The organism is Gemmatimonadaceae bacterium (genome assembly GCA_020852815.1).
Classification (GTDB): Bacteria; Gemmatimonadota; Gemmatimonadetes; order Gemmatimonadales; family Gemmatimonadaceae; genus SCN-70-22.
Genome location: JADZAN010000013.1, coordinates 1 through 23286, shown reverse-complemented (window position 1 = coordinate 23286; position 23286 = coordinate 1). Strand labels below are relative to the sequence as shown.

Below are 23286 nucleotides of genomic sequence, written 5' to 3'. Positions count from 1 at the left end.
CGTGAATGACTTCTGATCTGATCCGGGTGGTACTTGCAGACGATCACACGGTCGTCCGGGCGGGACTCAAGGCTGTCCTGGGAACCGCGAAGGACATCGATGTCGTGGGCGAGGCCAAGGACGGTCGCGAAGCGATCGCGCTGGTAGACCGCTTCAAGCCTGACGTCGTCGTGATGGATCTCTCGATGGCCGGGATGGACGGCACCGCCGCCACCAAGGAGATCGTCGCCAAGGGAGTCAGCACGCGTGTCCTGATCCTCACGATGCACCCCGAGGAGGACTACCTGGTCCCGCTGCTCGAGGCCGGAGCGGCCGGCTACCTCGTGAAGAGCGCCGCCGATCGCGAACTGGTCGATGCGGTGCGTGCCGTGGCCAAGGGCGATGTCTATGTGCGCCCCACCGCCGCGCGCGTGCTGGCAAAGGGGCTCACCAAGAAGGATCCGCACCAGGTGGATCGCGAGCGCTTCGAGAAGCTCACCGAACGCGAGCGCGATGTGCTCCGCCTGACGGCGCAGGGGTACTCGGCACCCGAGATCGGCGAACGCCTTTTCATCAGCCCCAAGACCGTCGACACGTACAAGCAGCGGATCAACGAGAAGCTGGGGTTGTCGCACCGCGCCGATTACGTGCAGTTTGCGTTGCGGCTGGGGTTGCTCGCGCAGCCATAGGGGGCGAGATAGGGAGCGTCGCAGCGAGCGCCACATCGCCCGAGGGGCGTCGAGTATCTTGCGCGTTGCCGGTTGGTGCTGACGCCAGCCGGTGGCGCGCCACCAGTGGAGGGTAGCGGGATGCGTCGTTCGCTTCGACTGGCGGTCGAAGATCTCGGACGGACGACCCGCACTTCGATAGAAGGGGCGGGGCGAACCTGGCGTTTCGTGGCCGAGACGGTGCGCTCGGCGCGCGACGTCCGCACGTGGGGTCCCGAGGCGACCGCGCAGGCCCGCTCGTTAGGGGTCGACTCCCTGCCCATCGCCCTCTTCATCGCCGTCTTCACCGGCATCGTGCTCTCGCTTCTGGCGAGCTACTCGTTCACGGGCGCCGTCCCGCTCTATTTCGTGGGGACGCTCGTCGAGAAGACGATCACGATGGAACTGGCCCCGGTGCTTACCGGCCTCGCCCTGGCGGGACGCGTGGGTGCCAACATCGCCGCCGAGTTGGGGACCATGCGCGTCACCGAACAGATCGACGCGCTCGAGACGCTCACCTACGATCCGCACGCCTTCCTGGTCTTTCCGCGCGTGGTGGCGGGGACGGTCATGTTTCCGGTGGTGGTGGGGTTGGCGATGGTGGTGGGGGTGGGGGCGGGGTGGGCGGCGTCGGTCTCGCTTCTCGACCTGTCGACGCACGACTTCCTGCGGGGGTTGCGCATGTTCTTCCAGCACTTCGACGTGCGCTACGGCCTGGTGAAGTCGGCCTCGTTCGGCACGGCGGTCACGCTCATCGGTTCGCTGCACGGCATGGAGGCGCGGGGTGGGGCACAGGGAGTGGGGAAGGCCGCCACGAACGCCGTCGTTTATTCCGCCATCATGATCCTCGTCCTCGACGCCTTCTGGGCCGTGGTCTGGCTCCTCGGACGCAACCCGTCAGGCAACTCATGAAACGCGCCAACGACTTCATCGTGGGGCTGACGATCATCGCCGCCACCGTCATCCTCATCGGCGCCGTGCTCTGGGTGCAGCAGTCGGACCTGGGGCAGAAGCGCCGCACCGTCACCGTGCGCTTTCGAGATGTAGGGAACGTGCGGGTGGGGGCGCAGGTGGTGATTCGTGGGGTGCGCTCCGGGCGCATCGAGCGCCTCGAACTGGCTCCCAACGATTGGGTGGAGGCGCGCCTGGCGCTCAGCGCCGACGCCGAGCTGCCGAAGAACCCGGTCGTCCTGCTCAACGAGTCGTCGTTGTTCGGCGAGTGGCAGGCCACGATCCTCGGGCGCGAGGGGCTCCCGCGCGACGAGAACGTGGCGCGACAGATCAAGGAGGCCGACATCGGCGGCGGCGTGATTCCCGGGGCCACGCTCCCCGACATCGCGCAGCTCACCGCGGTGGCCGGCCGCATTGCCGGCGACGTGGCCACGGTCGCGGAGCGGGTGGAAGTCGCCTTCGACGATCGCGCCGCGCGCGAACTGCGGGCCTCGATCCGCAACTTCGCCGACCTCTCCGCCTCGCTCGCCGAGACGGTGCGCGAGCAGTCGCGCAACATGCGGAAGATGTCCGGGCAGGTGCAAGGCGGCGTCGACTACCTGCTCTCGGCCTCGCAGGACATCAAGTCGATCTCGGCGCGCTTCGACTCGTCGACCGCGCGCGGCGAGGTACGGCAGATCGTCGAGGATGCGGCCACCGCCGCCCGCGAACTGCGCGAGACGAGTCGCCGCCTGCACGAGATTTCCGGCCAGCTGGGATCGTCGGAGCAGCGCCTGCAGCGCTTCATTGCCAGCAGCGATTCTGTCATGACGAAGATCAACCGCGGGCAGGGCTCGTTAGGACTCCTCGTGAACGACACGTCGCTGTACCGCAACGCCGACTCCACGCTCCGCGAGCTGCAAGCGCTGATCAGCGACATGCGACGGAATCCCAAGAAGTACGTGAACGTGCGCGTCTTCTGAGCCGAGCCTTCGCACGGGCGGACATCGGCGTTCGCGTGCCGGAACCAGGCGTGCGAACGTTCTCGCCAGCGCTCACGCCAGCGCTCACGCGAGGGTGACGTGGCGCGCGGTGTACGGCGCTCCCCGCCGTCACCTTCCCGAACGGGCAGTCTGTGGATATCGTGTGCCCGCGGATGATTGCCCAGCCCAACGGTGGGCGATGCCTCATCCGTCCCTGCTGCCGGTGCCGTGAATCAGTCGTCCCCCTCGTACTTCACTCCAACGCGCGTTGTCCTGCTCCTGTCGATCGCCGTCCTGGCCGTCGCGGGGGGGCTGCTTCTGGCGCAGGCCGCCACGGCGAGTGCGGATGCGCGCGGTGGGCTGTGGCGCATCTCGTTCGTCCTCGCCTTCGTCTCGGCCGTCATCGCCCTCACCGGCGCCTGGTTCCTGTCGCGTGAGCTGGAACGCCGCCTCGGGGCCGAACTGGAGCTGCGCGCCTCGAGGGCCAAGTTCGAGGGGATCCTCTCCATCGCGGTCGACGCGATCATCACCGTCGACGAAAAGCAGGAGATCCTCCACTTCAATCACGGTGCCGAGACGCTGTTCGGCTACTCCGAACGGGAGATGGTGGGGGCGCCGCTCTCGACGCTCCTCCCGATGCGGTATCGCGACGCCCATGCGCGCTACCTGATCGATTTTGCCCGCGGAGGACAGGTGGCGCGCCGCATGGCGGAGCGACGCCCCATCTTCGGGCTGCGACGCGACGGATCCGAGTTTCCCGCCGAGGCCTCGATCTCGCGGCTCGAACTCCCGGGGGGGCGCCTGTTCACGGTGGTGCTGCGCGACATCACCGAGCGGCTGCGCAACGAGGAGAGCCAGCGCTTCCTCGTGCGCGCGGGGAGCGTGCTGGCGACCTCGCTCGACTACGAGTCGACGTTGCGCAGCGTGGCGCACCTGGCCATGCCGCACCTGGCCGACTGCTGCATCCTTGCGCTTGACGATGGTGCCGGTGGCGTGCGCACCGTGGTGAGCGTGCACGAGGATCCGGAGCGCACCAAGCGCCTGCGCAGCTTCGAACGGCGTCACGCCGCGCGCGGCAACTGGCCCTTCCCGGTGGCCGACGTGATGGACGAAGGGCGCCGCATCGTGCAGCGCCGCCTGGCCGACGGATGGGAACGCGACGGGGCCACCGACAACGACCTCGCGGACGCTCTCGCCGCGCTCGGGATACACGCCGCGCTCACACTCCCCCTCGTGGCGCGTGACCGCGTGCTGGGCGCCATCACGCTGATCTCGACGGTCGCCACCCGGCAGTTCGATGACGGTGAAGTCGCACTGGCCGAGGACCTTGCCCACCGCGCCGCCTTCGCGATCGAGAACGCGCGGCTGTACCGTGAGGCGCAACAGGCCTCGCGCGCGCGCGACGAGATACTCGGCGTCGTCTCGCACGACCTGCGCAATCCGCTCAGCGCCATCTCGATGTGCGCGCGCGTCCTGCTCGAGAGTCCACCCAACGAGGCCGACGATCGTCGCGAACTCGCCGAGGCGATCCTCGAGTCGACGCAACTGATGCAGCGCCTCATCCAGGACCTGCTCGACGTCTCGACCATCGAGTCCGGGCACCTCAAGATCAATCCGCGCCGCGAGGCGCTGGGTCCGCTGGTGGATGCCACATTGACCATGGTGCGCGAGGCGGCAAACGAGCGCGGTCTTCTCATCGAGCGCGATCTCCCGGACGCACTCCCCGAGGTGCACGTCGACGCCATGCGATTGCAGCAGGTGATGGTGAACCTCGTGGCCAACGCGGTGAAGTTCACGGAGCGTGGCGGGAGCGTCACGGTGCGCGCCGAGGCGCGCGACGACTCCGTTCGCATCGCGGTGATCGACACCGGGAGCGGGATTCCTGCCGAGCATCTTCCTCACATCTTTGACCGCTACTGGCATGCGCGCCGGCAATCGCGCACGGTAGGGACGGGGCTCGGGCTGGCCATCGCGCAGGGGATCGTGAAGGCGCACGGCGGGAGCATCACCGTCGAGAGCACGCCGGGCATGGGGACGACGTTCATTTTCACCGTCCCGACCGCCGACTCGACGCGCCCGGCAGCGCACGCTTCCACCCCGCGCGCTGCGGTGAGCGAGCCTCCCCGACGCGCCTGATCAAACGCGTGAATGCAAGCACGCCAATGACTTGCGCGTGACGGTTTCCAGTCATCAAGCCGTCTTCCAGGGTGGGCGCCGTGCCCGGTACCGGCATTCGCGACACCCGAGGAATCCCGTGCAGGACAGCGCAGAATTTCGCTTCATCGCCACTCCCGCGTGGCCGATACTTCCTCGTGTACCGCGGGGCGAACGTCCAGGTCGCCCCGGGAAGGTCCATCGCAACCCCGGTCCACGAGAAGAGCATGACCGTCCCCAAATCAGGCAGCGTTGACGGCTTCGTCACGGCTCGCGCCGGAGACACGGGAACGGAGAGCGCGCCGCCGCCGGAGATGATCGAGGCGTTGGCGCTGGTGCAGCGCATTGGCGGGAAGGAACTCCTGCACAAGGTCATCGCCCTCTTTCGCACGACGTCGGAGCAGCGCCTTGGCGCCATGCACGCCGCGCACGCGATGTTCGACCAGTACCAGGTGTCGCGACTGGCGCACGCCATGAAGGGGAGCGCGGCGCAAGTGGGTGCCGAGTCGTTGCGCGCCGCCGCCCTGTCGCTGGAGAAGGAAGCGCAGTCGCTCACGCCCGACGACACCGTCGTGCGCCTCGCCACCCTGGCCGACGAAGCCGCGCTCGCGTGGGCGCAGCTCGACGCGTACGCACGGAGCGTTGGAGGCGACGCGTGAGGCGCATCGCGATCGTCGAGGACAATCCCGACAACCGCCTCCTGGCCACGGCGCTGCTGGAGGGGATGTACCGCTGCACCGAATACGAGACCGGGATGGAAGCGCTGGAGGGGCTCCAGCGGGAGACGCCGTCTCTGGTGCTCCTCGACATCTCGCTCCCCGGCATGGACGGCGTGGAGACGTTGCGGCACATCCGCTCCAACCCCGCGCTGCGGCACCTGCCCGTCATCGCCCTCACGGCGCACGCCATGACCGGCGACCGCGAGAAGTACATCGCCGCCGGCTTCGATGACTACGTGACCAAGCCGATCGTGGACGAATCGATCCTGCTGGAGGCGATTGCGCGCGCGCTGGATGGCGCAGCGGTTCGCTGAGCGCGCTTGGGCAACCACGGTGACCGGATCATGAGCGCCGGGGTGCAGAAGGAGCGCGTTCTCGTCGTCGAGGATGACGACCTCACCGCGACCATCGTGGTGGCGGCGGTAACGGCGGGGGGAGCCAACGCCGACGCCCGCGCCGACTTCGAGGCCTTTCGTGTTGCCACGCTGGAAGGGGCGATCGAGGCCATGCGTCGCGAGGCCTTCGCCGCCGTCCTCCTCGATCTCTCGCTCCCCGACAGCACGGGACTCGACACGCTCAACGCGGTCCTGTCGATGGCCGCCGACAGTGCGGTGATCGTGCTGACGGCGCTGGACGACAGCGCCATCGCGCTGCAGGCGGTGCGCCTCGGGGCGCAGGACTACCTGTTCAAGGGGCGCGTCGATCCCACGCTGATCGTGCGCTCGCTGCTGTACTCCATCGGGCGGCACCGCGCCGAGACGCAGCTTCGCCAGGCGCAACAGATGGAGGCACTCGGCCGCCTGGCGGGCGGGGTGGCGCACGACTTCAACAACCTGCTCACGATCGTGATCGGCAACGCCGAGGCGATCGAGAACCAGCTCCTCCCGCCCAGCGAGGTCCCGGCCGCCATTGGCGAGATACGCGTGGCGGCGCGGCGGGCGGCCGCGCTCACGCAGCGCCTCCTCGCGTTAGGCCGCCAGCAGCACCTGCAGCCGCGCGTGCTGGACATCGGGGAGTCGGTGGCGCTGATGGAGCCCATGCTGCGGCGCATCATCGGCCCCGACATCGCCTTCACCTCGCTCGTCTCCAGCGAGGCCGAGGGCGTCAAGGTCGATCCGACGCAGTTCGAGCAGGTGGTGCTCAACCTGGTGCTCAATGCGCGCGACGCGGTCGGAGCCAACGGGCGCATCACCGTCGAGGTGGTCCCGATCGAGGTGCGCGACACCACGGGGTGGAAGCCGCGCGTGCGTCCGGGGCGATACGTCGCGCTGGTCGTGCGCGACAACGGCGAGGGGGTCCCGCCCGAGGTCATGGCGCACCTGTACGAGCCGTTCATCTCGACCAAGGCGCCGGGCAAGGGGGCCGGGCTGGGGCTGTCGATCGTCTACGGCATCGTGCAGCAGAGCGAGGGCGCTATTCACTGCGAGTCGTCGTCAGGGCGGGGGACGACGTTCACCGTCGCCTTCCCGGAGGTGAAGGGGGGTATGCCGCCTGCGCCGCCCGTGGTCGTGGAGGAGGCGACGCCATCTTCCCCGTCCGAGACGATTCTCCTGGTCGAGGACGAGCCGTCGGTGCGCGCCATCTCGCGCCGCATCCTGGAGCGGGCGGGGTATGCGGTCTTGGAAGCCGGCTCGGGCGACGAGGCGCTGACGATTTTCGCGCGCGAGGGGCGGCATGTGCGCCTGGTGGTGACCGACGTCGTGATGCCTGGTCTTCGCGGCCCCGAGCTGGTCGCCGAACTGGAGCGCCTGCGCCCCGGCCTTCCGGTGGTCTTCACCTCCGGTTACTCGCACGACGAGTCGCTGCGTCGCGGTGTCCTTCCCGAGCATGTCGCCTTTCTCAAGAAGCCGTTCACGTACGTCGACCTGCTGGCGACCGTGCGGGAGCAGTTGCAACGCGCGCGCGACACCCGCCGTCTCGAGATCGCCTGACGGGGGCGATCGGTCGGCGCGTCGTTAGGCGGTGGTCGGTGTGGTGGCTGCGGCGGCCCCTGTGGTTGACGGTGCTTGCTGGTGCCGTTGCCCATGCGTCCGAAGCGGCTATGGCCGCACGCCCTCGTGGAGTGCGATCCCGCCCAGCAGGTGGTCGCGCTGCCGGCCGGGCGTGAACCCCGCGCGCTCCATGGCCCGCGCGAACTCCTCGGCGGTGACAAAATGCCGAATGGAGTGGGCGATGTAGTTGTAGATGACGGGGGCGCGATGCCACCACCACGCCACCAGGCTCCCCGACAGTTGCAAATAGCCGAGGAAGAGCGCGCGCCATGGGGCATGGGGCGGGCGGTAGAAGTCGAGCGTGAGCAGCGTGCCCCCCGGGCGCAGCACGCGGTGCAACTCCCCCAGCGCCTGCTCGTAGCGCGGGACGTTGCGCAGCGCGTAGCCGCCCAGGATCACGTCGACCGATGCGTCGGCAAAGGGAAGGCGCGTGAGGTCGCCGGCCGAGAAGTGGACCCGCTCGCGATCGCGCGCACTCACGCGCTCCCGGGCGCGCGCGATCATCCGCTGCGCCGCGTCGATCCCGTGCACGCTCCCCCGCGGGCGCAATCGGGCGGCCGAGAGCGCGAGGTCTCCCGTGCCGCACGCCACGTCCACCACCATCGCCCCCTCAGGCGCACGTTCGTCGAACCAAGCCATCAGTTCGCGCTTCCACGTGGCATCCATCCCGAAGGAGAAGAGCCGGGTGAAGGCGTCGTAGCGCGGGGCGATGTGTTCGAACATCGGCGTCACGAACGACTGCTTGCGCACCGGGTCGAGGAGATACTCGTCCAGATCGAGTGCCGCCAGCTCCTGCGGTGACGCAGGTGAACGCGCGGGCTCTTGCACAGGCTCGTGCGCAGGGTCTTGCGCGGGTGGCGTCGGGGGGAGGGACGGAGGCATGCCGGGGCGGGAGGGGTACGTCGCGACCGAGTAGTTTATCTTGCGGGGCCAGCCGGACGGGAGCGATGTGCACTTCGCGCGGTCCCGTCGCGGCCAGCCAGCAGATCCCCTCCAGACGTACCCTTCAAGCACGGGACATGTCCGTCGGCGACACCACACCCACCGGATGGTCCCCTTTTGACGGTGCCAGCGCGGCCGGGACCCTCCCCGCCGAGCAGCTGGCGGCGTCGGAGCTGCTCTCGTCGGACACCGCGCTCTGGGCGATCGTCTTCGCAGGCGGGATCGGCTCGCGCTTCTGGCCACTCTCCTCGCCGCACCGCCCCAAGCAGCTGTTGCGCCTGGTGGGGGAACGCCCGCTGATTGCCGAGACGGTGGGGAGGCTGCACCCGGTGGTCCCCGCCGAGCGCACGCTGGTGGTGACGTCGGCCGACATCGCTGCGGCCATTCACGGCGCCATCCCCGAGATTCCCGCGGCGAACCTCCTCGTGGAGCCGCGCCCGTTAGGCACGGCGGCGGCGCTGGCCTGGGGGGCGCGCGAGGTGGCGAAGCGCGCCGGCCCGCAGGCGCTGCTCTGTGCCCTGCACGCCGACCTCGCCGTCGCCTTCGCCGACGCCTTCCGTCACACGCTGCGGCAGGGCGGGGCGGTGGCGGCGCGCGAGGAACTCATCGTCTCGGTCGGGATCCCGGCCACGCGCCCGGAAACGGCCTTCGGCTACCTCGCCGTGGGCGCCCCGCTCAGCATCGACTTCCCCCTTGCGGCTGGCGGCCCCGCGCTCGTCGACCGCTTCGTGGAAAAGCCCGACGCGGCACAGGCGGCGGCGCTCTGCGCCAACGGCGCGATGTGGCACTCCGGGATCGCCCTCGCCCGCGCCGGGCTCCTCCTCGAGCAGCTGCAACGACATACGCCCGAAGTGCACGCGCTCCTCGAGGCCAGGGTGCTCACCGACCACGACGCCTTTGCCGCCGACGTGCGCTCCATCTCGCTCGAGCGCGGCCTCTTCGAGCGCGTGGGGACCATGGCCGTCCTCCCCGGCGACTTCGGCTGGGACGACGTCGGCACCTGGGCCTCCCTCAAGCGCGCCCGTGACCTCGATGACGAAGGGAACGGGGCGATCGGCGACGTGCACTTCGTCGACGCCTGCGGCAACATCGTGCACGCCGAGGGAAGCGCCGTGGTGCTCTACGGCGTCGAAGGGCTCCTGGTCGTGTCGATCAAGGGGACGACCTTCGTGACCACGCTCGACCGGGCCGCGGAGCTGCGGCCACTCCTCGAGCGCCTCCCGGATGAGGTGCGGTTGCAGCAGCCGCCGGAGGAGTAAGGCGCGGAGGGGGCGTTTCCGCGGGAGGTCGTGAGCGGGGTGGGTCCGTCAAGAGCGGTGTCACACGACGACACGCAGTTGATCTGGTCGCACCACCACCCTCACCCCTCACGCGCCAGCGCCGCCAACTCCGCTTCAGCCGCCACGTACCCGAATGACGCCCACTGCCCGCGTGCCCGGACGATGCGCCCGAAGATCTCCCGCGCCTCCTCGCGCCGCCCGTTGTACAAATGCCAGTTGCCGACGCCGTACGCGGTCGTGATGTCCTCCAGGTTGCCCTCGCTCCCCCACTCACCCAGCACGTCGCGCGGCTGCAACTCGCCTTTGTACAGAAGCAGGAGCCTGTGATAAGCGCCGTTCTCGATCACATCCATCTCCTTCGAAATCGGCACCAGGACCTTCGCGGCCTCGGCGTTCCGCCCCAGGCGACGCAACGTCATGTACAGCCAGTGCGATGAGGCAACGAGCATGTCCGGGTTCCCCTTCGAGGCCGCCACGTCCTCCTGATACAGCGGGAGCGCCTTGTCGAAGTCGCCGTTGAGGTAGTAGGCCAGCGCCAGGTGGTAGCGGATGTTCCCCTTGAGCGTGCTGGTGGGGATGTTACGCGCGTTAGGCTGGCCGTCGGGCTCGACTTGATCGGGCTTGTCCTTTGTGAGCGCGTAGGCGCGCTCCAGGTCGGCGATCGCCTTGTCGAACTGCCGGATGGTGATGTAGCGGTGCCCGCGGTGACGGTACATTCGCGCGTCGTCGGGGAACTTCGCGATCCCGTCGGTGAGGATCGCGATCGCCGCGTTGAAGCGCCCCGGGTACGCGGTGCGCCGGGCGTACCAGATGATCGAGTCGGCGTTGCCTGGTGTGTGGCGCCAGGCGGCGCGCGCCTCGGCGAGCTGCTGCTCCATGCGGGCCAGCGTTGCGGCTGGCGGCACGGGGCGCGACAGCGGTTCACCGAGCAGCGAGATCGCCTCCACCGCGCGCTCCTGCACCGGTCCCTTGAGCGTGCGATCGAAGAACGCCACCAGCCGGTCGTGGAAGTCGATGAAGTCGGCCGGCGTCGTGCTCGGCGTCCCGTGGCCGCCGTTCATGTAGTTCACCCAGGTCACGTCCTTCCCCAGGCGACGCAGCGCGTAGAACATTTCGCGCGTGTTGTCGGCGGGGACGTTCCCGTCCTGCGCCCCCGTCACCAGCAACAGCGGCGTCGTGATACGGTCGGCGAACATCACCGCCGAGTGCGCGACATACTTCTGCGGCTGCTGCCAGAGCGTGGCGCCAATGCGGTCCTGCGACTTCTCGGCGGCGTGGACATTGCGCACGCCGAGTCGCGGTGAGTCGGTGTAGAAGGAGATGAGGTCCACCTTCCCCGAGATGTTCACCGCGGCGCGAAAGCGCCTGGTCTGCGTGATGAGGAGGTTGGTCGCGTAGCCGCCGTAGCTCGTCCCGAAGACGCCGAGTCGCGACGAGTCGGCGACGCCCGTCTCGATCAGGTGATTGGCCGCCGCCGTGACCCCCTTGAACCACGCCTCGCCCGGGTATCCGGTCTCGAAGCCGACGCTCGGCTTCACCACCACGTAGCCGTTGGACGTGAGGACATTGATCGTGGCGTCGAAGGTGTCGTCGAAGAACTCCTCGTAGATGTTGAACAGCGTTGGGTACTTCTTCGACGCGTCGTAGTCAGCCGGGAGGTAGGCCACGCCGTAGCGCGTGGCGCCGTCCAGGTCATGGTAGGTGAGGAGCCGCGTGCGCGCGAATGCCTTGCCGGCCAGGTGCGCGTTGGCGTTGGTCACGGCGCGCGCGTTGCGCATGGCACCATCGGCTACGAACAGCTCCTGCGGGCGGTTCCCCTCGCCTGACGAGTAGACCAGCACGTCGCCCGAGCGGGCCAGACGCACGCCGCTGTACAGGCGCGCGTCCTTCACCAAGTCTTCCATCGTCCCCGTCTGGCGGTCATAACGGGCAATGCCGCGCTCCCACGAGGTGCGGCTGGCGACGGAGAAGTAGAGCGATCTCCCGTCCTGGCTCCAGGCCACCGGCTGGTAGCGGGGAGCGGTCCCCGAGTCGCTCGAGGCGACCACGCGCGTGCGTTCGCCGCCGGCCAGCGGGGCGAGCCAGTACCCCTCGCGGTTGGAGAGGAGGAGCGCGTCGCCGCTCGGCGACCAGCGCACGAGCGTCCACCGCGCCTTGGCCAGCGCCTCGCGTCCGCTGGCGCTCGTGTCGCTGGCGAGTGCGGAGTCGGGCGCGGCGACCAGTTGCGCCGCGGCGCCGCTCGCGGCGCGCTGCACCCGGACCTTTCCCTCGCTCCCCCAGGCGAACTGCTTCCCGTCGTTGGACCAGGCGAGCGTGATCCCCTTGAGCGATGGGAGGAGCACGAAGGGAGCGCCGCCTGACGAGGGGCGCGCCATCAGCCGCCGCTCGCTCCCGAAGATCACGTCGTAGTCCGTCTGCCGAGTGATGTCGTCCTCGTAGGTGACCAGCGAGTCGTCGTCGCTCAGCGCGAAGGTCGCAGTCATGGCTTCGGGGAGGAGTTCCTGCGCCTTTCCCGATGCCACGTCGATGGCGTACACCGCGCGCACGTTCCCCTCGCGGCGCAGTCGGTCCCACGCCAGGAAGGGGTCGCGCCCGTCCTGCACGAAGACCGGGCCCAGCGTCATGCGCGCGAACTCGGCGCGAATGCGCGCGCGCCAGCGATCGCGCCGGAGCGAGAGCACGAGCCGTGCGTCGTCGCGCGACCAGCGCACGTCGCTGTTCTCGGCCACGTACCACCCGGCGGGGATGGCCACCGTGCGCGTGCGTCCGGTGGCGCGATCCCAAACCGTTGGCTGCAACCGCTCGCGCACCAGCTCCAGCCAGGCCAGCCTGGTCCCGTCGCGCGACCAACTCGGGGAACGCAGCACGCGCGGCTCGCCCACCACCGCCTGCGTGGCTCCTGACGCGGTGTTGATGCTGACGAGGCGCGAGACGGCGGGGCGGATGTACGAGGGGTCGCCGTCACGCCGGAAGTCGGTCCCGAAGCCGTCGCGGCGCGTTTGCACCAGCACGGCCAGCCAGCGCCCGTCATCGCTGAGGTCGGCGACCTGCGATGTGGTGACGCCGAGGAGGTCGCTGGCCGACATCGCGCTCGCCGCCCAAGTCGCCGCCGGCGGAGGGGCGGTGGCAGTCGATGGCGTTGCGCGCGGCGTTGCAGCTTCGAGCGCCTGTTGCGCCTGTCGTGTGGATGTGCGCGCCGCCGGTCGCGTCCCCGGGCGAGCCTCCGTGCGAGCCCCCGTTCGAGCGCCCTGCGCGGGGACGACTCGTCCGGCTGTCGCGATGAGCGCGAGCACCGCGCATCCGAGGGTAGCCAGCCGGAAGAGGGGGCGTGGTTTCGCGGGGGGGGCGGCACTGGGGGAGGCTGCCGAGGCGCGCGGGGTTGGGCGCAGCATGGTGGCGGCGAGTGGGAGGATGGGGATTCGGGAGCGGGCCTGGACGTGGACTGACCGCTTATCAGCTGGTTGGCGGGCCGGTAACACGCTCGGCGATTTCCTGCAACGGGTGGAGGACAGACTATGCGCTCTTTTTCGCGCGCGGAGAACCGTCGACTTCGCTGGGGCGCAATGCGCCGCGCAAAGCGCGAGGAAAATTCTTGACACTCTAGCGTCACATCCAGAGGTTTGGCGACTCGCGCACGTGTGCCGCAGGACGCGTCCTGTCGGTGACGGTGGGATGATAGGGTTCGCCTCGCCCGGTCGCTGCCATCGTCGCTCCCGCCCTCGCCGGGCGGTCACGAACGCGGGTTCATCGAGTCCCCCCCCAACCTCGGGAGGTTTTTGTGCGAAGGTTCTTTGTGCTTGCAGCAGCATTGCTTGCGTCGTTCGCCTTGCCGGCGAGCGCGCGGGCGCAGACCCGCGAAGTCACCGGCAAGGTGACGGTCGCCGGGACTGGCACTCCGCTCCATGATGCGATCGTCGGGACCGTCGGTGCGGCTGGCGGTGCCCGTACCAACGAGCGCGGCGAGTATCGCCTCCGAGTCCCGAACGGTGACGTCACCGTCCAGGTGCGCGCCATCGGCTACAAGCGTCAGCAGATCCGCGTCTCGGCGTCGCAGACCACCGCCGACTTCGCGCTCGAGAAGGACGTGCTCCAGATCGAAGGCGTGACCATCACCGGTGCCGCCACGACCATCGAGCGCAAGAACGCCGCGACCGCGGTCGCCGCGGTGAGCGCGGAAGAACTGGCGCGCGTTCCGGCTCCGGCGCTCGAGAGCGCGCTGCAGGGCAAGGTCGTCGGCGCCAGCATCAACATGAACAACGGCGCCCCCGGCGGCGGCGGTCAGGTCCAGATCCGTGGCGCCTCGTCGCTCATCGGCAACACCAACCCGCTGTTCGTCGTTGACGGCGTCATCATCTCCAACGCCGTGCGTTCGAACCGTCTGGCGGTCGTCACCGGCTCGCTCAACGCCGGCGAAGAGAACGGGACCAACCGCCTCGCCGACATCAACCCGAACGACATCGAGAACATCGAAGTCCTCAAGGGTGCGGCGGCAAGCGCCATCTATGGCTCGCAGGCCACCAACGGCGTCGTGGTGATCACGACCAAGCGTGGTTCGGCCACGGCGCCGCGCGTGAACTTCACGCAGCGTGTCGGAACGTTCCAGGCGCAGCGACTGCTGGGGTCGCGCAAGTTCGAGAACCTGGGTCAGCTCACGGCGCTCGGTCTCGGTGCCGAGGCGACTGCGGCGGCCACGGCCGCCTGTAATCCGAAGTGCCCGTACTTCGACTACCAGGGACAGCTCTACGGCCAGACGGACCCATCGTTCGAGAGCGTCGTGTCGCTCACCGGTGGCGTGAACAGCACGCGCTACTTCTTCTCGGGTCTCGACCGCCAGGAAGCCGGTGTCATCCAGAACACCGGTGCCCGCCGCCAGTCGCTGCGCGCCAACCTGGACCAGGCGATCGGGAGCAAGGTCACCGTCTCGCTCGGCGCCAACATCCTGCGCTCATTCTCGCAGCGTGGCATCTCGTCGAATGACAACGCGCTCTCGTCGCCGATCTACTCGTTCGGATACACGCCCGCTGTTGTCGATCTTCGCCAGAAGAACGAGCAGGGTCGCTACATCCTGAATGCGTTCCCGGCGACGGTGTCGACGTCCAATCCGTTCCAGACGATGGACCTCATGCTCAACAATGAGGATGTGTATCGTCAGATTTTCTCGAGCCGCGTGAACTATGCTGCGCTCTCGATGGAGCACAACATCGTCAACTTCTCGCTGCAGGCGGGGGCTGACCGCTTCTCGAACGAGAACTACATCTATGCGCCGCAGGAACTCCAGTTCCAGCGCCTCGGGACGGTACAGGGTGGGCAGTTCCCTGGGACGATCATCCAGGGGAACGGGACCAACCTCTTCTCGAATGTGACCGGTTCCGGCACATGGATCAACACGACGCTCTCGTGGCTGAACGCCACGACGTCGTTCGGTGGGCAGTTCGAGAGCCGTGAGACGAACGACTACAACATCGTCGGGCGCGGCCTTGGCCCGGCGCAGAAGAATGCCGCGGGTGCCGCAAACACGTCCGTCACCAACGGGCGCACGCTGGTGCTCAACCAGGCCTTCTTCGCGCAGGAAGAACTCCTCATGTTCGGCGAGAAGCTCTACCTCTCGGGCGCCGTGCGCGGCGAGCGCTCGAGCGTCAATGCCGATCGCGACAAGGTCTTCTACTTCCCGCGCGTCAGCGGTTCGTATCGCTTTGCGAACCCCATCGCGGGTGTCACGGAGCTCAAGCTCCGCGCCGCGTACGGCGAGTCGGGCAACCAGCCGAACTTTGGCGAGCGTGACCTGACCTTCGCGAGCTATGGACTCATCGGCGGCCTGGCGGGCTTCGGAATCCCCGGAACCGTTGGCAACACCTCGGTGAAGCCGGAGCGCCTCAAGGAAATCGAGTACGGCATCGATGCTGGTTTCCTCAAGGATCGCGTCCGCCTCGAAGCCACATACTACGACCGCAACATCGTCGACCTCCTCGTGCGTCCCACCCTGGCTCCGTCATCGGGTATCTCGACGACGACGGTCAACGGTGGCGAGATGAAGGCGACGGGCGTGGAACTCGGCATCACCACGATCCCGATGCAGACGTCGAACTTCCAGTGGACGTCGCGCGCCACCTGGTATCAGAACAAGGCCGAGATCACCTCGTTCCCGGAAGGCGTGAAGCCGTTCCGCGACAACACCGCGGCGCGCGGCTTCGGTAACGCCTACGGCCAGCTCTTCTACACCCCGGGCCACACGGTCTCGACGATCTGGGGGAACGGCCTCGTGAACGGCGTGCAGACCACGCAGACGCCGCTCGCAGACGCCAACCCGCGCTACGTGATGTCGTTCTCGAACGACTGGAACTACAAGCGCTTCAACGTCAACATGCTCATCGACTACCGCCGCGGCGGCACGTTGTCGAACATGACGAAGAACCTCTTCGACGAGGGTGGCAACTCGTGGGACTACGACGAGAAGTCGCCCGAAGCGAACGTCCCGCTCGGCGAGTATCGCTACAACACGTGGAACGGCGGTCGCAGCACGGCCGTGTATCTCGAGGACGGCTCGTACACGAAGATCCGCGAGATCAACCTCTCGTATGACCTTCCGCAGAGCTGGTGGTCGGTGGTGCCGGGCGCTCGCTCGGGGCGTGTCAGCCTCGCCGCGCGCAACCTGTTCATCATCTCGGGCTACAACGGCTTCGACCCCGAAGTGAACAACGGCGGTAACTACGTGGTCCGCTTCGTCGACCTCGCGCCGTTCCCGCCGACCCGCTCGTTCTTCTTCTCGGTCGACCTCGGCTGGTAATCCGATGACGTTCCGACTCAATCTGACTTCAGCGAGCACTCGCTCGATGGGAGATCATATGCGCATGAGGTCCGTTGCGCTCCTGGGAGCGCTCATGTTCAGCGTGATCGGTTGCAATACCGAGAAGCTGAACGTGCCGAACTACAACTCGCCCAGCGTCGACGCGTTGTCGAAGGACCCCAACGGGATCCAGTTGCTTGCCACGGGAATTCTCGTGTCCGAGCGCGGCGCGCTCGCGGGGTACAATCGCGACGTCGGCATTTTCGGCCGCGAGGTGTACAACTACTTCACCACCGACGCCCGCAACGTCTCGAATTACCTGGTCGGGCTCGCAAGTCCGCAACGTCTCGATCCGGGTGGTTTTGCCAGCGGCAACTGGGCGGGGCGCTACCAGAACATGAAGAACGCGCTGTCCATCGTCGACGCGGCCAACGCCTCGACGCTCAGCGCGTCCCAGAAGTCGGCGGTGGAAGGGTGGGCCAAGACGTGGTACGCGCTTGACCTGCTCTACCTCATCGCCACTCGCGACTCGATCGGAGTGCCGACCGAGATCCCGACCACGCCCAGTTCGCCGGCGCCGTTCGTGGCTCGCGCGCAAGTGTACCAGCGCATCATCGCCACGCTCGACACGGCGAAGGCAAAGCTGGCGGGCGGTGGAGCCGCGTTCCCGTTTGTCATGCACTCCGGCTTCGCGGGCTTTGACACGCCGGCGAGTTTCCTCAAGTTCAGCCGTGCCATCGCCGCCAAGGCGAACGTGATCTACGGATCGCTCGGCTGCGGCAATGCCTGCTACAACGCAGCGCTTGCGGCGCTGAACGAATCGTTCATCTCGACGACGGCGACGATGGCGTCCCTGAACAGCGGGCCGCAACACATCTTCTCGACGGCGACGGGCGACGGGACGAATGCCAACTCGTTCGCCCAGCAGAACTTCATCTACGCGCACAAGCAGGCGGTGACCGTTGCCCAGAATCAGGCCGATGGCGTGACGCCGGACGATCGCGTCACCCGCAAGCTCGTGAAGCTGGCGACGCCCGTCTTTCCGCCACTCAATACCAACATCGCGGCGGAGTATCGGTTCGACATCTGGCAGACGCCGAGCACGCCGGCGGCGATCATCCGCAACGAAGAACTCCTCCTCCTGCGCGCCGAGGCCAACTGGGCGCTCGGGAACACCAGTGCAGCGTTGGCGGACCTGAACATCGTTCGCACAACGTCCGGGAAGCTCGCGCCGCTGGCCTCGCTGGCGTCCGGTGCGGCCGGGCTCGATGCGATCATGTATGAAAAGCATCAGTCGCTGCTGTTCGAAGGGAGTCGCTGGGTCGACATGCGCCGTTGGGGGCGCCTGAGCCAGCTGCCGATCGACACTCCGGGGCAGTTCGTCGCCAAGGTCATGCCGATCCCGCAGGCGGAGTGCGATGCGCGACGTCCTGTCGGAGCCCCGGCCTCGGTCCTGCCGCGCGGTTGCGAAGGCAACCTGTAAAACGCTCCGAGCGCCTAACGGCACGACGAGTTCCACGAAACGCCGACGACCGGTCCCGAGAGGGGCCGGTCGTTTGGTTTATCGGCCGGGCGGATCGCGCGGCCCGCACGGTTGAGCGTCGTGACTGCGCGGTCGTTCGTCCGCGCTGCGCAGTCGTTCGGTCGCGCTGCGCGGTCGTTAGTTCGTACCTCGCAGTCGTTAGTTCGTACCTCGCAGTCGTCGGTTAGGCTCTTCGAGCCTCACACAGCGGCGTCGCAACGTCCGCCTTGGGGGTGCTCAACGAAGGACGGCGACAGCGGGAGCGCCCCTCGCGACAGGCGCTGTCACGGCGAGCCCCGCGCCGTGATCCGTCGGTCACAACGCACAAGGCTGGGGCGCAAATGAGTGCTCCACCACGAGTTGCGAATGAACCGCCAAGCGCTCGCACGCCTTCGCGAGAACTGTGCGCCCCACGCTGAAACGCGTCCGCTCCCCGCACGTACATTCCAGCATTGCCGCCGCCTCGCCCCTCGCCGCCCCCAACGCCACGCTCCCCGCAAAACGGCGCGGATACTGGCACGACTCGCGTGCGCCGCGCTACTCGCTCACCTTCGCCCTCCCGCTTCTTATCCTATATGAACTCATGGCGGCGGGGCTCTCGGAGGCGTCGAACGGCGTTCGCAACGGCGCGGATGTCCTCCTAAAGTCGGCCTTCCAGGCGGTGCTCGGCGAGCGCGGGCAGCCGGTCTTTGGGGCGCTCCTGGTGGGGACAATGCTCGTCTTCATCATCCGCGACCTTCGCCGTGCGCCCGGTGGACTCAAGGGCTCGACCTTCGTGGCGATGCTCGCCGAGTCGGTGGTGCTGGCGGGGGTGTTCGGTACGGTGGTCGGGATGCTCACCGCGCAGCTCGTTGGGGCACTTGCCGGCGCGGGGGCGAGTACCGGAACCGGGCTGGCGATGGGGGGGCTCGACGGCGTCGGCTGGCCGACGGCGCTGATGGTCTCGTTAGGGGCGGGGCTCTACGAGGAACTCCTCTTCCGCGTGATCCTCGTCTCCGTCCTCCTCTGGGTGGCGAAGAAGATCTTCGGCTGGGGGCCGGTGGCTTCCGGGACCTTCGCGACTTTGACGGGGGCGCTGATCTTCTCGGCGTTTCACTACGTCGGGCCGTTTGGCGACCGGCTGGAGCTGGCCTCGTTTACCTTCCGGGCCATCGCCGGTGTGGCGTTCAGCGCGCTGTACGTCGTGCGCGGCTTCGGAATCACCGCGTGGACGCACGCGCTGTATGATGTGATGTTGCTGGCGACGCGGGGGTAGGCGCGCGCTTTGGCGAGCGCTGCGCCGGGCGTCGTGTGCGCGCTCACGGGAGCCAGGGGCGCTCTCACGCGAAGACGCGAAGGCACGAAGAGGGTTCGAGGTTTCGGCTGGTGGCTTCTTGGCTTCGTGTGACACGGTACTTGGCGTTACCTGCGCCCCCGCCACCATCCGTGGAGCACACCCCCCACACGAGCGCGCGCACACATTGCGCTGCACGCCCCGCCCCGCGAGGTTCCGGAGAGCGCCTCATCAGGTGGCGCGCGACCTCATCGCCCCGACATGACCCGACTCATCTCGCGCGCCCCGTTGGCGCGACGACTCTCCGTGGTGGCCGCGGTTGCCGCGGCTGCGCTCGCCGCATGCTCGCGAACCGCCTCGGTCACGAGCGGCGGTGCAACGCCGTTCCGGTCGACGACCGTCGACTCGGCGTATGTGCTCTCGCTGCTCTCGACGCTCGCCCACGACTCCATGGCGGGGCGCATGACCGGATCGCCGGGGAGTGCGCGCGCGGCGCGCTTCATCGGCGAGCAGATGCAACGCATCGGGCTCTCCTCGGCGGGCGACTCGGGCTTCTTCCAGCGCGTCCCGATGTACCAGGTGCAACGCACCATGGGGGGCCAGACGCGCACCGTGCCGGCGCTCGCATCGTCGTTCGCGGCGCTCGACACCATTCCGGCGGCGCGGCGGCTGACGGGGGTGAACGTGGTGGGGATCATGCGGGGGAGCGACCCCGCGCTGGCCGGCGAGGCGATCCTGGTCGATGCGCACTACGATCACCTCGGGACCGGGCCCGCGGTCGAGGGCGACTCGGTCTTCAACGGCGCCGACGACGATGCGTCGGGGACGGTGGCGGTGCTCGAGATCGCACGCGTCCTCGCCGCCGGGCCGCGCCCCAGGCGCACGATCGTCTTCGCCGCGACCACTGGTGAGGAGGTCGGCTTGTTAGGCACGCGCTGGTACATCCAGCATCCGCCGCACCCCCTGGACCAGACGGTGGCCAACCTGGAGATCGAGATGATCGGTCGCCCCGATTCGCTTGCTGGCGGGCGAGGGAAGGGGTGGCTCACCGGCTACGAGCGCTCGACGATGGGCGAAGCGCTCGCTGCGGCCGGGATCCCGCTCGTACCCGACAAGCGCCCCGAGCAGAACTTCTTCATGCGGAGCGACAACATCGCCTTTGCGCGCCTGGGGATCCCGGCGCACACGCTGTCGTCGTACAACCTGCACACCGACTATCACAAGCGGAGCGACGATGCGTCGCACGCCGATGCGGGACACATGGCGCAGGTCATCGATGCCGCGGCGCGCGCGGTGCGACTCCTGGCCGATGGCCCCAGACCGACGTGGAAGCCCGGCGGTCAACCGGGGCCCGCGCAGCCGCGTCGTCCGTAGGCGTCACCCGCTGGCGACCGTCGCGCATCGACTCAACAGCGGCGCTGCAGCCGCCCAAGCGAATCCCGTTCACGCCGCCCTCCCGGAGCCTCATGCACAAGGAAACCATCGCCGTCCACGCCGGCCACTCTCCTGATCCGGCCACCGGGGCCATCGCCGAAGCGTTGCACCTGTCGACGACCTTCCTGCGCGAGCCGGATGGATCGTTCAGCTCGGGCTACATCTACTCGCGCGAGAAGAGCCCCAATCGCTCGGCGCTCGAGACAGCACTCGCCGCGGTCGATGGTGCCGCCGATGCCGCGGCCTTCTCGTCCGGACAGGCGGCGGTTGCCGCGGTGCTGCAGGCGCTCGACCCCGGGGACCACGTCATCATCCCCAACGCCACCTACTACGGGACCAAGAAGCTCCTCAAGGAGATCTTCGGGCGCTGGGGGCTCGAGTACTCCATCGTCGACACGACCGACCTGGCCAACGTGCGCGACGCGCTGCGCGCCAGGACCAGGCTGGTCTGGATCGAGACGCCGTCCAACCCGACGCTCTCGGTGACGGACATTGCCGGCTGCGCCGAGATTGCCCACAAGGCGGGGGCGCACCTGGCGGTGGACAACACGTGGGGAACATCGGTCGGCCAGCCGACCATCCCGTTAGGCGCCGACCTCATCATGTACTCCACCACCAAGTATCACGGCGGACACTCCGACGTGCTGAGCGGGGCGCTGGTGACGGCGAAGCGCGACGCACTGTGGGAGCGCATCCGCACCGTGCAGTCCACGGCGGGGGCGGTGCCGTCTCCCTTCGATTGCTGGCTCGTGCACCGCGGCATTGCCTCGCTCCCGTGCCGCGTGCGCCAGCATACCGCGAACGCCGAGCGCGTGGCCGCCTTCCTCGCCACGCACCACAAGGTCGAAGTCACGCACTACCCCGGCCTCCCCACGCACCCAGGCCACCGCGTGGCGGTGAAGCAGATGCAGCTGTTCGGCGGGATGGTCTCCTTCCAGCCGATCGGGAGCGCCGATGACGCCCTCGCGCTCACCGGTCGCCTGCGGCTCTTCACCCGCGCCACGTCGTTAGGGGGAGTGGAGTCGCTGGTCGAGCACCGCAAGTCGATCGAGGGCCCCGAGTCGCCAACGCCGGACAACCTGTTGCGCCTGTCGATCGGCCTGGAACATGCCGACGACCTCGTCGAGGACCTTCGCCAGGCGCTGGGGTAGGAGGGGCGGACGGGGGAGGGGAGTCCAGTCGTTGCGGTGAAGGAGTCGTGAGCTTGTTTCTCCCCTCCTCTCGCGTGTTGGTTCAGGGGGATTGCGCGATGCTGTCCCCACGTGCCTCCCCGTGAGGGCCCCCCCGCCTCCCGCGCATCACCCCCGCACCACCCCCGCACCGCACCCGTCCGGACGCTCGTCTCCCGTCTCCGTCTCCCGTCTCCCGTCCGCCCTTCCAATGGATGACCGTCGCTTCCAACACCTTTACGGCCTCGGCGCCGTTGCCGTCGCCATCCTCCTTGGCCTCTTCTTCGTCTCCGGCGCGCTGAAGGACATTCGCAAGGGGAACGAGGAGGTCACCGTCACCGGGTCTGCCAGGCGCCCCATCCGTTCCGACTTCGTCGTCTGGCGCTTCACCGTGAGCGTGCAGTCGTCGTCGATGGTCGCCGCCTCGCAGGAGCTGTCGCGCGGGACCGCGCGCGTGCGCGCCTTCCTCAAGGAGCAGGGAGTCGCCGATTCGCTCCTCACGGTGCGGCCCGTCGAGGCGAGCGGCGTCTCCGAGACGCTTCCCGACGGTCGCGAGACCGGACGCGTGATCGCGACGCGCCTCTCGCAGGCCTTCGAGATCCGCAGCTACGACGTGGACGGCGTCACCAAAGTCTCGCAGCAGGCGAGCGCGCTCATCGCCGAGGGCGTCCCGTTGCAGCCGTCGAGCCCCGAGTATCTCTACACCAAGCTCGGTGACATCCGCGCCGGCCTCCTCGAGGACGCCACCCGCGACGCCAAGCAGCGCGCCGAGGCGATCGCCAAGAGCACCGATCGCACCGTGGGCGCGGTGCGCGACGCCCGCATGGGCGTCTTCCAGATCACGCCGCGCTTCTCCACCGAGATCTCGGACTACGGCGTGAGCGACGTCTCGAGCATCGAGAAGGACGTGACCGCCGTGGTGCGGGCGACCTTCCAGCTCAAGTAGCGCAGGGCCGGGACGTTCGAGGTCAAGGGCGCGATAACCCGGAGTAGCGTCGGGCCAGGAAGTTCAAGTTCAAAGGCGCTACAACACGGAGGTAGACGGAGACACGGAGGAGATCACGGCGATTGGACTCCTCCGTGAACCTCCGTTCCTCCGTGTGTCCTCCGTGTTCAAGGCTCTTGATCTTCAAGCGCCCCCGAGTCCCCGCGAGCCCGCGCCAGACGCAGCAAATGCGTAGGGCCAGGGAGTTCAAGGTCAAGATCGTCATGACACGGAGGTAGACGGAGACACGGAGGCCCACGGAGGAGATCACGGCGATTGAACTCCTCCGTGGACCTCCGTTCCTCCGTGCGTCCTCCGAGTTGAAGGCTTTGGTTGTTGCGGTCATTGGCGCCCGAGGCAGCCGATCGCGAGTGTGCCGAGGACAAATGGATCCCAGCTTTCGCTGGGAAGGTGGGCGTGGGGCGCTGGGTTCG

The 23286-nt window shown here is 68.2% G+C and carries 16 protein-coding genes; 14 read left to right on the top strand and 2 right to left on the bottom strand.

Annotated elements, in window-relative coordinates:
* The first annotated feature begins 5 nt into the window (after window positions 1-5).
* The 7 genes from IT359_07235 (at window position 6) to IT359_07205 (ending at window position 7403) form a co-directional block, all read left to right on the top strand.
* Window positions 6-668, top strand: coding sequence for a response regulator transcription factor (locus IT359_07235; protein ID MCC6928768.1), 663 nt, complete (start codon window positions 6-8; stop codon window positions 666-668).
* A gap of 120 nt (window positions 669-788) precedes the next feature.
* Entirely contained in the window at window positions 789-1598 is an 810-nt protein-coding gene (locus tag IT359_07230) for an ABC transporter permease (protein MCC6928767.1), read from the top strand.
* Entirely contained in the window at window positions 1595-2599 is a 1005-nt protein-coding gene (locus IT359_07225; GenBank protein ID MCC6928766.1) for an MCE family protein, read from the top strand. Before IT359_07230 ends, IT359_07225 begins: the two co-directional genes overlap by 4 nt.
* 228 nt (window positions 2600-2827) lie before the next feature.
* The gene (locus tag IT359_07220; protein ID MCC6928765.1) at window positions 2828-4735 is read left to right on the top strand and encodes a PAS domain S-box protein; all 1908 of its coding nucleotides are present in this window, start codon (window positions 2828-2830) and stop codon (window positions 4733-4735) included.
* A gap of 245 nt (window positions 4736-4980) precedes the next feature.
* Entirely contained in the window at window positions 4981-5412 is a 432-nt protein-coding gene (locus IT359_07215) for an Hpt domain-containing protein (GenBank protein ID MCC6928764.1), read from the top strand.
* Window positions 5409-5786, top strand: coding sequence for a response regulator (locus IT359_07210; GenBank protein ID MCC6928763.1), 378 nt, complete (start codon window positions 5409-5411; stop codon window positions 5784-5786). The genes IT359_07215 and IT359_07210 overlap by 4 nt, the downstream gene beginning before the upstream one ends.
* Before the next feature lie 30 nt (window positions 5787-5816).
* A complete protein-coding gene (locus IT359_07205) occupies window positions 5817-7403 on the top strand; it encodes a response regulator (protein MCC6928762.1) in 1587 nt (528 codons plus the stop codon).
* Window positions 7404-7511: 108 nt separating this feature from the next.
* On the opposite strand, the gene IT359_07200 is transcribed toward IT359_07205, so the two are convergent.
* Complete coding sequence (locus tag IT359_07200) at window positions 7512-8291, bottom strand: ubiquinone/menaquinone biosynthesis methyltransferase (protein ID MCC6928761.1); 780 nt, start codon at window positions 8289-8291, stop codon at window positions 7512-7514.
* A 191-nt stretch (window positions 8292-8482) separates the two neighbouring features.
* On the opposite strand from IT359_07200, the gene IT359_07195 reads away from it, so the two are divergent.
* Entirely contained in the window at window positions 8483-9664 is a 1182-nt protein-coding gene (locus IT359_07195; protein MCC6928760.1) for a mannose-1-phosphate guanylyltransferase, read from the top strand.
* 101 nt (window positions 9665-9765) lie between these two features.
* Here IT359_07195 and IT359_07190 read toward each other — a convergent pair whose 3' ends face one another.
* Window positions 9766-12771, bottom strand: a complete 3006-nt coding sequence (locus IT359_07190; GenBank protein MCC6928759.1) for a prolyl oligopeptidase family serine peptidase — start codon at window positions 12769-12771, stop codon at window positions 9766-9768.
* Between the two features lie 692 nt (window positions 12772-13463).
* Between IT359_07190 and IT359_07185 the strand changes: the two genes are divergently transcribed.
* From IT359_07185 to IT359_07160, 6 genes are all read left to right on the top strand, one after another.
* Complete coding sequence (locus IT359_07185; GenBank protein ID MCC6928758.1) at window positions 13464-16469, top strand: SusC/RagA family TonB-linked outer membrane protein; 3006 nt, start codon at window positions 13464-13466, stop codon at window positions 16467-16469.
* 46 nt (window positions 16470-16515) lie between these two features.
* On the top strand, window positions 16516-17952 hold the full coding sequence (locus tag IT359_07180; GenBank protein MCC6928757.1) for a RagB/SusD family nutrient uptake outer membrane protein: 1437 nt from the start codon (window positions 16516-16518) through the stop codon (window positions 17950-17952).
* A gap of 442 nt (window positions 17953-18394) precedes the next feature.
* Window positions 18395-19246, top strand: a complete 852-nt coding sequence (locus tag IT359_07175) for a CPBP family intramembrane metalloprotease (protein ID MCC6928756.1) — start codon at window positions 18395-18397, stop codon at window positions 19244-19246.
* 279 nt (window positions 19247-19525) lie between these two features.
* Window positions 19526-20638, top strand: coding sequence for a M20/M25/M40 family metallo-hydrolase (locus IT359_07170; protein ID MCC6928755.1), 1113 nt, complete (start codon window positions 19526-19528; stop codon window positions 20636-20638).
* Between the two features lie 92 nt (window positions 20639-20730).
* Entirely contained in the window at window positions 20731-21849 is a 1119-nt protein-coding gene (locus IT359_07165; GenBank protein MCC6928754.1) for an aminotransferase class I/II-fold pyridoxal phosphate-dependent enzyme, read from the top strand.
* A 229-nt stretch (window positions 21850-22078) separates the two neighbouring features.
* On the top strand, window positions 22079-22813 hold the full coding sequence (locus IT359_07160; GenBank protein ID MCC6928753.1) for an SIMPL domain-containing protein: 735 nt from the start codon (window positions 22079-22081) through the stop codon (window positions 22811-22813).
* Window positions 22814-23286 lie beyond the last annotated feature (473 nt).